Source organism: Glaciecola siphonariae (assembly GCF_042652645.1).
GTDB classification, from domain to species: Bacteria; Pseudomonadota; Gammaproteobacteria; order Enterobacterales; family Alteromonadaceae; genus Glaciecola; species Glaciecola siphonariae.
In genome coordinates this window covers 153,282-167,515 of sequence record NZ_JBHSGU010000005.1, presented here as the reverse complement: position 1 = coordinate 167,515, position 14,234 = coordinate 153,282, and the positions used below count along the sequence as shown (strand labels likewise).

Annotated in this window: 12 protein-coding genes; 7 read left to right on the top strand and 5 right to left on the bottom strand. The window is 48.5% G+C overall.

The window, feature by feature from the left end:
- Positions 1-310: 310 nt before the first annotated feature.
- The gene (mutH, locus tag ACFO4O_RS11910) at positions 311-991 is read right to left on the bottom strand and encodes a DNA mismatch repair endonuclease MutH (RefSeq protein ID WP_382409584.1); all 681 of its coding nucleotides are present in this window, start codon (positions 989-991) and stop codon (positions 311-313) included.
- 88 nt (positions 992-1,079) lie between these two features.
- Here mutH and rppH point away from each other — a divergent pair, with 88 nt between their 5' ends.
- The 7 genes from rppH to ACFO4O_RS11875 are packed head-to-tail and all read left to right on the top strand — an operon-like array spanning position 1,080 to position 8,590.
- Positions 1,080-1,610 (top strand): RNA pyrophosphohydrolase, encoded by a 531-nt coding sequence (gene rppH / locus ACFO4O_RS11905; RefSeq protein ID WP_382408796.1) that lies wholly within the window; start codon positions 1,080-1,082, stop codon positions 1,608-1,610.
- A 26-nt stretch (positions 1,611-1,636) separates the two neighbouring features.
- Positions 1,637-3,925, top strand: a complete 2,289-nt coding sequence (gene ptsP, locus ACFO4O_RS11900) for a phosphoenolpyruvate--protein phosphotransferase (RefSeq protein ID WP_382408794.1) — start codon at positions 1,637-1,639, stop codon at positions 3,923-3,925.
- A gap of 8 nt (positions 3,926-3,933) precedes the next feature.
- A complete protein-coding gene (locus ACFO4O_RS11895; RefSeq protein ID WP_382409582.1) occupies positions 3,934-4,740 on the top strand; it encodes a sulfite exporter TauE/SafE family protein in 807 nt (268 codons plus the stop codon).
- 3 nt (positions 4,741-4,743) lie between these two features.
- Entirely contained in the window at positions 4,744-5,595 is an 852-nt protein-coding gene (gene lgt / locus ACFO4O_RS11890; RefSeq protein ID WP_382408792.1) for a prolipoprotein diacylglyceryl transferase, read from the top strand.
- A gap of 12 nt (positions 5,596-5,607) precedes the next feature.
- A complete protein-coding gene (locus ACFO4O_RS11885; protein ID WP_382408790.1) occupies positions 5,608-6,459 on the top strand; it encodes a thymidylate synthase in 852 nt (283 codons plus the stop codon).
- A 59-nt stretch (positions 6,460-6,518) separates the two neighbouring features.
- The gene (locus ACFO4O_RS11880) at positions 6,519-7,577 is read left to right on the top strand and encodes a response regulator (RefSeq protein ID WP_382408788.1); all 1,059 of its coding nucleotides are present in this window, start codon (positions 6,519-6,521) and stop codon (positions 7,575-7,577) included.
- Between the two features lie 38 nt (positions 7,578-7,615).
- Positions 7,616-8,590 (top strand): sensor domain-containing diguanylate cyclase, encoded by a 975-nt coding sequence (locus tag ACFO4O_RS11875; protein ID WP_382408786.1) that lies wholly within the window; start codon positions 7,616-7,618, stop codon positions 8,588-8,590.
- 46 nt (positions 8,591-8,636) lie between these two features.
- On the opposite strand, the gene ACFO4O_RS11870 is transcribed toward ACFO4O_RS11875, so the two are convergent.
- From ACFO4O_RS11870 to rapA, 4 genes are all read right to left on the bottom strand, one after another.
- Positions 8,637-9,032, bottom strand: a complete 396-nt coding sequence (locus tag ACFO4O_RS11870) for a hypothetical protein (RefSeq protein WP_382408784.1) — start codon at positions 9,030-9,032, stop codon at positions 8,637-8,639.
- A gap of 60 nt (positions 9,033-9,092) precedes the next feature.
- Entirely contained in the window at positions 9,093-10,304 is a 1,212-nt protein-coding gene (locus ACFO4O_RS11865; protein ID WP_382408782.1) for a DUF3530 family protein, read from the bottom strand.
- Positions 10,305-10,399: 95 nt separating this feature from the next.
- Positions 10,400-11,068 carry an RluA family pseudouridine synthase gene (locus ACFO4O_RS11860; protein ID WP_382408780.1) on the bottom strand — a complete coding sequence of 223 codons (669 nt, stop codon included), beginning with the start codon at positions 11,066-11,068 and terminating at the stop codon, positions 10,400-10,402.
- A gap of 100 nt (positions 11,069-11,168) precedes the next feature.
- Positions 11,169-14,006 (bottom strand): RNA polymerase-associated protein RapA, encoded by a 2,838-nt coding sequence (gene rapA / locus ACFO4O_RS11855; RefSeq protein ID WP_382408778.1) that lies wholly within the window; start codon positions 14,004-14,006, stop codon positions 11,169-11,171.
- Positions 14,007-14,234 lie beyond the last annotated feature (228 nt).

The window sequence follows — 14,234 nt, the reverse complement described above, 5'->3', positions numbered from 1 at the left end:
TTGTCATCAAGTCTCTCCATGAAATATATGATTGTATTCAGTGCGGCATATTGCCTGCTGAATGTTGCTACAACGGGTTGATGACCGAGACGTGCGAACGTTAAATTAAGCTAGCAGCGAAGCAAAAAAGGCGTTTGCTTGGAAACACACAAAACACCTTAGGTACTGTGCATTCAAAGCACGGTCATACGTGCTTTAAGTCAGGCGTTTTTAACTTCGGTTCAGTAGATTTACATAGCTTTACAAAGCTTACCGATTGATGACAAAGGGGATGAGCACACTGGGCCAAACACGCTGCTGACCAAATACGCTATTGACCAAATACGCTATTAAGCACCAATTGCGTGAATTCTTTGCGCAGGTAAAAGCCGCGCGGGCGGGTTTTAATGAGGCTGCCGTCATGACCGATGGCATCGGTGAGGGCTCTGCCGTTGGCCGCTTTAGGGCGTAATTGCATGTATTGACCCATGCGAGCGGTAATGCTCTCTACCTTGCCCAATGCAATCAAATCCATAAGCTCTTCCCAGTCTTGTTGCAGCAAGGCGTCTTGACGTTCGGTGGGTTGCCACAAAAAACCATGGCCGATAATGCGCTCGCTCACGGGAATTTCACGCTCACCCTGCACCGGTATCCACAACACCTGCCTAATTTTATTGCGCACGTTACTGGTTTGCCAACTAATGCCCGCAATGTCGGTTAAGGGTGCATAGCATACGTAAGTCGTTTCAAGAGGGGTATTGGCATAGCTGAGCGGCAGGGTTTTAAGTTCAATGCCCAACTGCGGAAAATCTTGAATAGGCTTACTGCCGGCACTCGCGCCGAGGGCTCTTTCAATCAATTGTCCGGTCCAGCCTTTTTGCCGCTTAAAATTCTCTGGTATGGCAACATTTAGCTGGCCCGCTAGCTCGCCAAAGCTCAAGCCTGCTATGTCGCGAGCGCGCTCCAGCAGAGCCTCTACAGAGGTAGGAGACGATAGATTAATCACAATAATGGGCTATTTAAGAACATTTACTTTGAATAAATTCAAGTTTATGAAAGAATGATGACATATTAAAGCATAACCGCGCTAGGTAATCTAAGTGATTGATACCGAAGGATTCCGCGCGAATGTTGGCATTATCATATGCAACAAACAAGGTCAGGTATTCTGGGCTAGGCGATATGGCCAGCATTCATGGCAGTTCCCGCAAGGGGGGATTGACCAAGGCGAAACAGCCGAACAAGCTATGTACAGAGAGTTGTACGAAGAAGTTGGGCTGAAAGAAAAAGACGTAAACATCCTTGCCGTGAGCCGAAATTGGCTGCGCTATAAACTTCCTAAAAGATTGATTCGAAAAGGCAGTGATCCTGTTTGCATTGGTCAAAAACAAAAGTGGTTTTTGCTCCAGCTAACATGTCAAGAAAAGGACGTGAACTTGGCCGCCTGTGGTCATCCTGAGTTTGACGACTGGCGCTGGGTGAGCTTTTGGTATCCTATTCGTAACGTGGTATCGTTTAAACGCGACGTTTATCGCAGAGTGTTAAGTGAGTTTGTGAATATTGCCATGCCCACTCAGCGCCCGCACGCACCGAATAATTTTAAAAAAGGGCGCAGGCGCAAATCACGCTAATATCAGTCCCCATCTGAAGGCCCTTTATGTTAACTAGTCTCAAGCAAATCATTCAGGAAGTGAGCCAAATCCCCGGCCTCGATGCTGCGCTTGCCCGACTAGTCAGTATGGTCAAGCAGACCATGCAGGTAGATTCTTGCAGTATTTACCTGACCAATTACGCAAAACAGCACTTAATATTGACCGCAACCGACGGCCTAGATGCCACCGCCATCGGGAAGGTAAAAATTGGTTTTTATGAGGGCCTCATTGGGTTAGTTGGCGACCGTGAGGAGCCGCTTAATATTGAAGATGCCCCGTCTCACCCGCGCTTTAAACATTATCCCGAAGTAAACGAAGACAGTTATCATGCCTTTATTGGTACGCCGATAATTTATCAGCGTAAGGTTTTGGGCGTTATTACCATGCAGCAGCGCCAAGCGCGGCGGTTTAGCGAAGACGAAGAAGCCTTTTTAGTGACGCTGGCGGCGCAAATTGCCCTTGAAATCGTAAACGCTGAAATGCGCGGCGATACGCCATCTACTCAGCTTGACACCACCTTTAACCAACGCACTGTAAACGGTATCCCGGGCTCACCGGGTTTGGCGATGGGGATAGGTTACGCGGTTAACTTTAAGCATGAACTAGCGCAGTTGATCCCGCGCAAAAACACTGACATTCAAGGACAAATTACAAAGTACCGCGATGCGGTGCAAATCACGCGAGCACAAGTTGCACAGCTGTCGGCCGATTTGAGTGACAAGTTACCAGACGACGTGCGCGCTATTTTTCAGCTTTATGAACAGCTGCTCGATGCCAACAGCCTCGGGCGCGAAGTTGAAAAAGAAATCCATCAAGGATGGGACGCCTCAAGCTCGCTTAAGTTTGTAGTAGAGCGTTACGCGGCGCGTTTTGAAAATATGGAAGACCCATACATGCGCGAGCGTGCGGTGGATATTGTTGATTTGTCTAACCGTATTTTAAATAACATTCTGCAGCAAGACGGCGATTTAGCGTCTCAGGTACCCTCCGGGCAGGCCTGCATTTTGGTTGCGCAAGAGGTGAGTGCTCCTATGCTAGCAGAGTTCCCACGGGAACGATTAGCCGGCATCATTTCTATTAAAGGGTCGAACAACTCACACGCGGCTATTTTAGCGCGCGCCATGGGCGTGCCGGCGGTTATGGGCCTGCAGCGTGTGTCTATTAGCCTGCTCAAAGCAAAAGAGCTATTTATAGATGGTTATTCAGGCGAGGTGGTGCTCAATTTAGACACCGCGCTTAAAGCCCATTATCAACAGCTGATTGAAGAAGAAGAAGGCCTGTATCGTAAAATTCGCGAAGAGGGCGACCGAGCATCACTTACCCAAGACGGCAAAAAGATGTCTTTGTTGGTCAACGCAGGTTTAACTGCGAATGTTGAAATGGAGCAGTTTAAACAGGGCGATGGCATTGGCTTATACCGCACTGAAATTCCATTTATGATGCGCGAGCGATTTCCCTCAGAGCGCGAGCAATGTGAGCTTTACAAAAGCGTGTTGAGCCAGCATCCGAGCAAAGAAATTACCATGCGCACGCTAGATGTGGGCGGCGACAAACCCTTGTCGTACTTTCCGATTAATGAAGAAAACCCGTTTTTGGGCTGGCGCGGAATTCGCTTAACACTCGACCACCCCGACATATTCTTAGTGCAGGTCAGAGCGATGCTGCGCGCCAGTATTGGTTTGTCTAATTTGCATATCTTGCTACCCATGATCACCAGCGTGAATGAGGTAGATGAGGCTAAGCGCTTAATTAAGCAAGCTTTTTTAGAGGTAAAAGAAGAGGCCTCAAGCGAAAACCAAATGCTCTCTAAGCCTGCCGTGGGCATTATGCTTGAAGTACCCGCGGTGATGTTTCAGCTAGATCAACTCGCCCAGCGTGTAGATTTCTTTTCGGTGGGCACCAACGATTTAACACAGTATTTACTGGCGGTAGACCGTAACAATACACGCGTGTCGTCGCTGTATTCGAGCTATCATCCGTCGGTGCTAGGCGCGCTGTGTCAAATACAGCAAAGTGCGGCAGCCAATAAAGTACCGGTTACGGTATGCGGAGAACTGGCGGGTGAGCCCTTAGGCGCAGTAATTTTAATGGCCATGGGCTATCGCAAGCTCAGTATGAATGCGCACAGCTTACGCAAAATTAATTGGGTAATTCGCAATACTAAAATTACAGAAATTGAGCCTCTTTTGCCGGAAATTTTATCTCAACAAAGCCCGGAGCAAGTGCAGGGCTTACTCAATAAATACCTCGACTCAAAAGGCCTCGGCGGACTCATTCGCGCGGGCGCGCGTTAATGGGAGAAATGGACCCCGTTTTTTTGCTAATGCTGCTGTGTTTAGGGATTGGCGCGGTGGCTGGCATTATGGCCGGGCTGCTCGGCATTGGCGGCGGCTTGATTATTGTTCCTACCCTTATTTTTTTGTTTCAGCATTTGCTGGGTATGAGCATTGAAAACGCCATGCCCATTGCGGTGGCCACGTCTCTCTCTACGGTAATTTTTACTGGGCTGTCGTCTGCCAGATCGCATTACACCTTAGGCAATCTCGACAAAAACATCTTCAAGTATTCCGCGTTTGGCATTGCCGTAGGCGCGGTGGCGGGCGCGCAGTTTGCCAGTATGATATCGGGGGTGATGCTGCAGCGTATTTTTGCCGCGCTGGTGATTTTGATAGCGCTGCAAATGGTGTTTAATCGCCACCGCCGCTCAGAGCATGAGGTCAACAAAGGCATTTTAGGCGGCATTGGTTTAGGTAGCGGCTTTGTGTCGGCGCTCATGGGAATTGGCGGCGGCGCGCTTATTGTACCTGCCTTGGTATGGTTTAGAGTGAACATTAAAAAAGCCATAGGCTGTGCCAGTGCCTGCGGCGTAGTAATTGCTATATTCGGCACTGCCAGCTTTATTTATGCAGGATGGAACCGCCCTTATTTACCCGCGTATTCCTTAGGTTATGTCTATTTGCCGGCAACGCTTGGGATAGTAATAACTTCTATGTTAACCGCGCGCATCGGTGCTAAACTCACAAGCAAATTGGATACCGTAAAGCTCAAACGCATATTTGCTGTGTTTTTAGTGTTGGTAAGCATTCGAATGATGATAGGAATTGAGTAGCCAATGGCAGATGGAACCCACCTAGTTTTTCCGCAAATAAACCCAATAATTTTTGAAATTGGCCCGCTTGCCCTACGCTGGTACGGCTTGATGTATTTAATTGGCTTTGCCGCCGCGTATTTTTTGGCCGCCCGTCGATTGCCGCGCACCGGCTGGAGCAAAGACCAGCTTTCAGACCTTCTTTTTTGGTGCTTTATGGGCGTTATTTTAGGCGGTCGAGTGGGCTATGTGCTGTTTTATAACTTTTCAACCTTTCTTGAAAGCCCGCTGTATTTATTTAAGATATGGGAAGGTGGAATGTCGTTTCACGGCGGATGTTTAGGCGTAATTGCCGCAGCCTTTATGTACGCTAAAAAGCAGGACTGGTCGTTTTTGTATGTGGGCGATTTTATTGCGCCGCTTGTGCCTATTGGTTTAGGGGCAGGACGTATTGGCAATTTTATAAACGGTGAGCTTTGGGGCCGGGTAACCGACGTGCCGTGGGCGTTTGTGTTTCCGGGTGCAGGCCCAGATCCGCGTCATCCCTCGCAGCTCTATCAGTTTGCCCTAGAGGGCCTTGCGCTGTTTTTATTGCTGTGGCTTTACTCTGCCAAGCCTCGTCCAACGGGTGCGGTGGGCGGTTTGTTTTTACTTGGCTACGGAAGCTTTAGGTTTATAGTGGAGTTTTTCAGGCAGCCCGACGCGCACTTAGCCGACCTTTACGGCTCGCTTATTACCCAAGGTCAAATGCTCAGCATTCCGATGATGCTGGCGGGCTTAGGCCTAATGGTATACGCCTACAAAAACAATCCTGCAGTTGCGCATGCTAATGATAAAACTGGCGCTGGCGTTAAACGCAAAGCCAAAAAGAAATAAAAAGGATACGCGGTGAATCAATACGAACAACTCTGCCAACGTATTGCCGAACAAGGCACTTGGGTGACTAATGAGCGCACCGGCATTAAATGTTTAACGGTGGTAAACGCCGACCTTGAATATGATGTAGGTGCCAATGCATTTCCGTTAGTGACTACCCGCAAGTGCTTTTACAAAGCTGCCATTGCTGAATTACTCGGGTATTTGCGAGGTTACGACAACGCCGCGCAGTTTCGTGCCATTGGTTGCAACACTTGGAACGCCAACGCAAACGAAAACCAAGCTTGGCTGGCAAATCCTGCGCGTAAAGGCACAGACGATATGGGTCGCGTATACGGCGTGCAGGGCAGAGCATGGCAAAAGCCCGACGGTAGCTCGCTCGACCAGCTTCAAAAGGTGGTAAATAATCTAAGCCAAGGCATTGACGACAGGGGCGAAATTATCACCTTTTACAACCCCGGCGAATTTGACTTAGGCTGCCTTCGTCCGTGCATGCATACCCACACATTCTCTTTACTCGGCGATACCCTGCATTTAACGAGCTATATGCGAAGCTGCGATGTGCCTCTAGGGCTTACCTTTAACATGCCGCAGTGCTTTGTTCTGCTTGCGCTTATGGCTCAAATTACCGGGCATAAAGCCGGTAAGGTTTATCATAAGATCGTGAATGCTCATATTTACGAAAATCAGCTCGACTTAATGGTAAATGAGCAGCTTAAGCGCGCGCCATTTCCGATGCCGTCACTGAGCATTAACCCTGATATAAAGTCGCTAAAAGATATTGAAACGTGGGTAAGTACCGACGATTTTCAGGTGCACGACTATCAGTGTCACCCGCCCATAGCCTATCCTTTTGCGGTATAAAAGGGTGTTGTGTTATGTTACGCCATACATTGAGCTAATCTCATTTAAAAGGACTTGTAATGTCTCTTCCCGTGTTAATTTGTGACGACTCTGCGTTTGCGCGCAAAGCCATGGCACGCTCTCTTCCAGACGGGTGGGATGTAGACATCTCGTATGCGGTAAATGGCCAAGAGGCGATTGAACAAATTGAAGCGGGTAAAGGCGATATTCTGTTTCTCGATTTGAATATGCCGGTAATGGACGGTTATCAAACCATGGAGGTGATCCGCAAACGCGACCTACCTTCGATGGTAATTGTAGTGTCGGGAGATGTGCAAGAAGAAGCGCGTAAGCGCATGATGGCCATGGGCGCATTAGACTTTATCAGAAAGCCAATTGATAACGCCAAACTCACCGCGATTTTAGATAAATACGGCATTTACGACGGTGAAACCACCGCGGTTAAACGCAGTGAAGACAGCAGCGTGATCACCGGCGATACCATAGACGAAAAGCTCGACGCCTTTAGAGAAGTTGCCAACGTTGCCATGGGCCGTGCCGGCGAAAACCTCGCCAAGTTACTGAATAAATTCGTAGACTTACCTATTCCCAATATTTCGATTGTGCACGCTAATGAGCTGTCGATGATGCTTACCAATATTGACAGCGAGCAGCGAGTGTCTGCGGTGTCTAAAGGCTTTGTGAGCTCAGCCATTAAGGGTGAGTCCTTAATTATTTTTAACGATGCCAACGTAACAGCAATTAAGCAGCTGCTAGGCTCTGATACCAGCGAGCAAAGCACCGACGGCGGTGAAATTGAAGCACTTATGGATGTGTCGAATATTATTATTGGTGCCTGCTTAAACGCACTGTCAGAGCAGTTGCAGCTAAACTTTACGCACAATACGCCCATACTGCTTGGCATTCATTGCGGATTAGACGACATTGTTGACAACAGCATCACGCGCTGGGAAAAGGTACTGGTAATCGAAATTGCATATTCGGTGTCGAGCGAAAATATTAACTTTGAATTGCTGCTAGTGATACCCGACAAAGACATTGATGCGGCCTTCTCGCGTTTGCTAGTTGCCCAGCAAAACAATGAACGCCTTACCGCGACTACGGGGGTTAGGTCATGAGCGGCGCTAATACTAAGGACCAAAACACAAGCGCTGCTATGGCAGCAACGGCCTCATCAAGCTCAGCGCTCACATCAAGCTCAGCGCATAACTGGCAAGATGCACTTTTAGACTCAATTGAAGTGGGAATAGTGGTAGTAGATGCCGACTTTACCGTGCATCAATTTAATCAGTTTATGGAAAACCATAGCAGCGTGAGCGCCAGTGAAATTAAAGGAAAGTCACTGTTTGCTTATTTTAAAGAAATAGACCGCAAGTGGCTGATTAATAAATGTCAGCCAGTGTTTTCAATGAACACGCCGGTATTTGTGATTTGGGAGCAGCGTCAGTACTTGTTTAAATTTGGTACCAGCCGTCCTATCACATCAAGCTCCGATCACATGTACCAGAACATCACGATTTTGCCAATTGCGTCGGCAAACGGCCAAGTAGACCGCATCTGCATATTGGTTTACGACATGACCGACCAAGCAATGAGTAAAGAGCGTGTTGAAAAACTTAACGAAGAGCTCAAAGTCATTAGCCGGGTAGACGGACTTACCGGATTGTTTAATCGTCGGTACTGGCAAGAGCGATTTGAGCGCGAGTTTAAACTTACCTACCGCAATAAAAAGCCAATTTCAGTGCTAATGCTCGACATTGACCACTTTAAAAAGGTAAACGATACCCACGGTCACCAAGCTGGCGATAGAGTAATACAGTCGTTGGCAATGTTAATTCGTAAAGCCACCCGAGAAACCGATATTTCGGGGCGTTATGGCGGCGAGGAATTTGTGGTGTTGCTGCCCGATACCAATACCGAGACCGCAAGAGTTGTGGGTGAGCGTATTCGTCTTGTTGCAGAGCGCTATGCGGTAAAACACGAGCATATTGAAATTAACTTCACGATAAGTGCCGGTATTGCCGAGTTTAACAGTAGCTACACGCGTCCACTTATGTGGTTAGAGGCTGCAGACCAAGCGCTGTACAAAGCAAAAGAGTCGGGACGCAACAAAGTCGTTCTTGCTGAGTAGGCACTGAGTGGACGCTGAATAGGCGCTGACTAGGCGGTGAGTGATGTTAAGGGCGCATGCCAATAACGTCTAAGGGGCAAGGCTTGCCGCCTTTTAAATAGAGGGTGTAAAGCTGCACTTCATCTCTTACGCTGGCGTCGTGTCGCAGGCTGTGCCCACCCACAAACTGCACCTGATAAATAACATGCCAGAACACACGTTCTTTATGCGTATACATTTGGGTATCTGCATTTTTAATGGCGGCCCATTCTTCAAGCACGTCCCAAATAAAACAGTCCATTTCTTTAAAGGCAACTTTGTCCTGCCAGTAGGATTCTAAATAGAATGCTAACTGCTCTGCTTTTTGGTCGACGAATTCGCTAACTAACACCCATGATGCCTGTTTACATATATTACCCTCAGTATAGTCACTGCGCACAGAACGCCAGTGCTCATCTAGCATTTAGTCTTAAGTATATGAATACGTAATGAAAATATAATGAAGTTTTATTCGAAGTGTTGCCTACCAGCCCAAAAAAGTAACCCAGCCATAAATTTCGCGGGCCATGCTGATGCTGTTTTGGCCTTGATGCGTGGCAATAATGTCGCGCTGGCGATAGTGAGGTTTAATTTCGACGCGCGCCGAAATTTGGCGTTTGTCTTCGGTGGCCTTAGACCACATATTATCGTGCGGGCTAACTAAATCGAGTAGCGGCATAGGCGTTTTAGCTGCGCGCATGGCTATGGTGTTATTAATGGTGCGTTCTGGCCAGTATGCGTTGTTTATGACCAAAGCGTCGGGGCTGATTTTTATTGGCTCTGGAATAGGCGCTGCTTCATTTGCGCTTTTAGTCCGAATTGCGCTGTGTACTAAATGACTGTTGCCGAGTAAGGCTTGTGCGCTCATACCCTGGGCAAAAATAAGCTGATAGCCTTGCTGCTCGGTGGCATCAATGGCAGCTTTTAAAAAAATGTTTAAGTACCCGCTAAACGCATGTTGATAGGCTAGCTCATACTGACTTTGATGCGCTTTTGCAGCTAAATTGGTTTGTATATTGGGTGAGTTGGCATTTGCGGCGGGCGCCGCGTTAGCATCTGCTTTTGCCTCGGGGTTTTCTGCGTCTTCAGGGCTGTTTTCTCGCTCAGGACTGTTTTCTTGATCAGGGTTGTCTTCCTGCTCAGGGCTGTCTTCCTGCTCAGGGCTGTCCTGGTCTGTTGCTTGCTTTTGTTCGGTGGCTGACTCAGAGCTCTCCTCCTGCTCAGGGCTGTCTTCACCCTTGTTTTGCTCATTGTCTTTTGCCTGCTGTGCGGCATGCTTGGCATCTACATCGGCCATGACCATCATCAACTGCGGGGCCGGTATAACTACCGAATGCCAGCCTACGCGCGCCATTTCTTGCGCAAGGTCTTTTAAGCTTTGTATTTGTGCACCGTTGTAGGACACGTCTGACACAACAAAAAAAGTGCCCATGCTTATGGCCTTTTCAGAAGGGGTAACAAACACTGGAAACTGGTGTTTGGTTTCGCTTTCGCTACCTTCATCAAACACTACGTCAATCAACTGATATTCGTCGGTAAGCATGGTGGCTGATATATCGTTTGCCATGTAATCAAGCCCCGACTGCGCGTAAGCAGGCAAAACACCAGCGCCTGCCCATGCAGCAAGTAGCATAAACGCGAAGGCAAAGCATCGGCTCAGCTTATGACTTTTTTTAAACAAATAATATGTACTCATGTGCAGTTTATCGGCACTAAAAGCGCATATATGATGCTTAATCGCTGAAATTTACCAGCAGGAATAAACTTATCAAAAGTTGCTTGCTAGGTGCGCTAGGGCTCTGCATCAAACATATGGGGTGAGTAAAACGATACTGTTTGTTCGGTGCGAGGATGGGTAAAGCTTATATCTTGTGCGTGCAGCAGCAGGCGTTTTGAGCTTATGAGCGCTTCGCCTTGGGCATATAGCCTGTCGCCTAGTATCGCATGACCAATGTGTAGCATGTGCACGCGCAGTTGATGCGAGCGGCCGGTGTGAGGTTTTAGCTTTACCAAGGTTGAGTATTTACCTTGGCTTTGCGCCTCAAAATAGGTCAGTGCGGGCTTGCCGCGTTCGGTATCTACCATTTGTTTTGGCCGATTAGGCCAGTCACAAATGAGTGGCGCTTCTACCTTGCCTGTGGGCTCACTTAAATGCCCATACACGCGGGCATAATAGGTTTTGCTCACTTCTCGTAACTCAAATTGGCGCGATATGTGGCGATGACTCGCCTTATTTAATGCAAAAAGCATTAAGCCCGACGTGGCCATATCGAGGCGATGCACTACTGTTGCGCTAGGGTATACGCGCTGCACTCTTAGCTGTAGTGAGTCTTTGTGCTCAAGCGCTTTGCCCGGCACGCTGAGCAGCCCCGAGGGTTTGTTGAGCACGAGTAGGTCGTTGTCGCGATGCACAAAATCCAAATATGGGTGCATAGGCGGCTTGTAGTTAATTATCGCCATGTTCAGTAATACATGAAGCGAGGCACAACGCTATGCACAACGTTAGGTGATGCGCTATGCACAACACTAGACAATGCGCTCGGTAAATAGTTAAACAACATTAGCGGCGATTATTTACCACAATGCGCACGCTGTCTAAACTTGGCTCGGCGTCGGTAATCGCCTGAGTGAGCTTTTCTTGCTGATGCACAATGTAGTCTATTTCTTCTTGCCTAATTGCAGGATTAAGTTTTTTAAGCTCGCTTAAACGCTCAATTTCACCACTTAAGCTAGTGCTTACTTTCGTTAGAGCTGCTTGTTTAATATCGCTAAGCTCAAGGCTCGCTTCATTAAGCGCCGCTTCAATGCCTGCTGTAATTTGCGGCATGAGTGCGCCTATCAGCTGCTGCGCCATTTTGGGTTTTACCTTAAAAATAGGCTCAAACTCAATATCCGTATTTTGGTTTTTTGCATCTACACACACTCTAATAGGGGTGGGCGGTAAAAACTGATACAGTTGCAGGCTAGCCTCGGCCACAGGATTAAGCACGGCAATAATTTCAATCCAAAATGCGCCTACTGGCGTGTCTTCTTGATTCACAAAACAAATGCTGCTTTTGCCTACTACGTCGGTCAGCACGCTGTCTATGCAGTGGGTCACAAGCTCGCTGTCGCCGCTTATAAAGTTTACATGTTCAAACTGCGTGGCTACGCTACGTTTATAGGTAATTTCCAAACCTTCTTCTGATATGCCCGGCACCGGAAACAGCATCGACTCTCCATGGCGTATCACAAAGGTATTATCATCTTTTTCATCTTGCACCACGCCAAGGGCGTCAAACAGGCGGGTCATAAACTTGAGCATATTAACCGGGTTTTCAGCGCGCACAATGTTGTCCATTACTTCGTCTATTTTGTCGCCGCCCGAGGCATTGAGTTCTAATAAACGGTCGCGGCCTTGCTCAATTTGCGCTTTTAGCTCTTTGCTTAAGGTATTGGCCTGTTCTACCACGTCTTGCCAGTTTTCTTTATCGGTAGGGGAGGCAAGTGCGGCGTGCAGCTCGTCTTTAAGCCCTTGCCATACCTGCGAGCCTACCGGGCAGGTTTGCGTAAACGCGCCAAGGCCGTAGTGATACCAATTGTACAGTACCTCTTGGGCGGTGTTTTCAAAGTAAGGCACATGAATATTCACATCGCGGGTTTGGCCAATACGGTCAAGGCGGCCTATGCGCTGCTCAAGTAAGTCGGGGTTAAGGGGTAAATCAAACAACACTAAATGATGGCTAAACTGAAAGTTTCGGCCCTCAGAGCCAATTTCAGAGCACAGCATAATTTGCGCGCCCTGCTCATTGGTAGCAAAAAAATGCGCGGCTTTGTCGCGTTCAACAATGCTCATGCCTTCATGAAACACAGTATGGCGAATGCTGGTTTTAGCGCGCATGTACTCGGCAATTTGTAAGGCGGTGCTGGCGTAGGCACAAATAAGCAACACTTTGTCTTTGTGCGAGGCTAAAAACTCACATAGCCACGCCACCCGCGGGTCGTATGCAGGCCATGACTCGTCGAGCATGCTGGCGCGCTCCGGATGCAGCGCTTGGTTCACGTCGTCTTGCATAGCAAGGGCAAGGTCGTATTCTTTAGGAATGCGCTGCGGATACGGATTAATTTTACGCACCGGAAAACCTTCAATGCCAGCGCGGCGGTTTCTGAACAACAAACGCCCCGTGCCGTGCTGGTCAATTAATTCGCGCAATAAGCCTTTACGGTCTTGAGCTTGCGATAAATCCCATTTATCAATATTCACGCCCGGCGCGCATTTGGCAATAGCGGCAGCGTCGTCATCACTAAGCGGCTCATCTTCAATGAGCGGCGTGACCGCGGCGGCAAGCTCTGCATAATGGGCTTCTTCTTCAATAAAGGCGTCGTAGCTATGAAAACGCGCAGGGTCTAATAAACGCAGGCGCGCAAAATGGCTTTGGTGGCCGAGCTGGTCGGGAGTGGCCGTGAGTAGCAAAACGCCTTTGGCAATTTTGCTCAAGGTGTCTATTGCGTCGTAGCTCGGTGAGGCCGACTCGGGCGACCAATGCAAATGATGCGCTTCGTCTACCACGAGGATGTCCCAGTCTACCTTGGCTGCAAGCTCTAAAACTTCAGTTTGGGCAATAAAGTCGGTGCTGCACAAAACGCGCTGCTCCTGATCAAAGGGGTTTTCGCCGGTATCGGCTGCGCCTTCTTTTACCGCTTCAAGGCGTTCTTCGTCAAACACCGAAAAGCTCAAATTCACGCGGCGCAGCATTTCAACTAACCACTGATGCACCAACGAATTAGGCACGCAAATAAGCACGCGCTGGGCACGGCCGGTGAGTATTTGCTGATGAATAATTAGCGCTGCTTCAATGGTTTTGCCAAGGCCTACTTCGTCGGCCAGCAGTACGCGCGGGGCGTAACGCGAGCCAACTTCGTGCGCAATATGAATTTGGTGAGGAATAAGCTCAACCCGCGCACCCACCAAGCCAACCGCGCCTGAGGTGGCAAATTCGTGCTGCTGTTGCCAACAGGCCAAGCGAGTGTCAAACCATTTAGGGGAGTCGAGCTGGCCGTGGGCAAGGCGCTTTTCAGGCTGATTGAGCTTTACTCCATGGTCGAGGGCTACTTCAACAATGTTTGCGGTTTCGCCGGTGTCGCTGCGCGGGCCGGTATAGGTAATTAAACCGTCTTGTTCTTGAATACTGTCGATTGTGATTTGCCAGCCGTCTACATGAGGGGCGTTTTCGCCTTCAGAAAGCTGCAGGCGGGTAAGGGCATTTTGCGATATGGCGTAGTTGCGCTCTTCGTTTACCGCCGGAAACAACACCGTGACCGACCTAAAATCAATGGCCATTACCACGCCTAAGCCTAAATTAGTTTCAGTATTGCTTAGCCATCGTTGTCCAACCGCGAAATCGCTCTTATCTGCCATGTAATTTGTTACCCACTTAATGTTTGGTATTTATGAGCGGCAATTGTAATCTTCTGGGCGGGGCTTGTCAGCCAAAGAAGGGATATAAGCACAAAAGCAGTGCAACATTTGTTGCATAAATTGCGCGCGGGGCAAAAAACGCGTGATAAAAAGCCGATTCTTGTTTATGGTTAAGTTGCCGAAGGTTTGCAGCTAAGCGCGCGTTTCAAAACTGGCTGACAAACATCA

What these genes read in the sequence shown, in the direction of transcription:
- ptsP (WP_382408794.1), top strand. Translation starts at nt 1,637, where the DNA reads ATGTTAACTAGTCTCAAGCAAATCATTCAGGAAGTGAGCCAAATCCCC.
- ACFO4O_RS11895 (WP_382409582.1), top strand. Translation starts at nt 3,934, where the DNA reads ATGGACCCCGTTTTTTTGCTAATGCTGCTGTGTTTAGGGATTGGCGCG.
- lgt (WP_382408792.1), top strand. Translation starts at nt 4,744, where the DNA reads ATGGCAGATGGAACCCACCTAGTTTTTCCGCAAATAAACCCAATAATT.
- ACFO4O_RS11880 (WP_382408788.1), top strand. Translation starts at nt 6,519, where the DNA reads ATGTCTCTTCCCGTGTTAATTTGTGACGACTCTGCGTTTGCGCGCAAA.
- ACFO4O_RS11875 (WP_382408786.1), top strand. Translation starts at nt 7,616, where the DNA reads ATGGCAGCAACGGCCTCATCAAGCTCAGCGCTCACATCAAGCTCAGCG.
- ACFO4O_RS11870 (WP_382408784.1), bottom strand. Translation starts at nt 9,032, where the DNA reads ATGCTAGATGAGCACTGGCGTTCTGTGCGCAGTGACTATACTGAGGGT.
- ACFO4O_RS11865 (WP_382408782.1), bottom strand. Translation starts at nt 10,304, where the DNA reads ATGAGTACATATTATTTGTTTAAAAAAAGTCATAAGCTGAGCCGATGC.
- ACFO4O_RS11860 (WP_382408780.1), bottom strand. Translation starts at nt 11,068, where the DNA reads ATGGCGATAATTAACTACAAGCCGCCTATGCACCCATATTTGGATTTT.
- rapA (WP_382408778.1), bottom strand. Translation starts at nt 14,006, where the DNA reads ATGGCAGATAAGAGCGATTTCGCGGTTGGACAACGATGGCTAAGCAAT.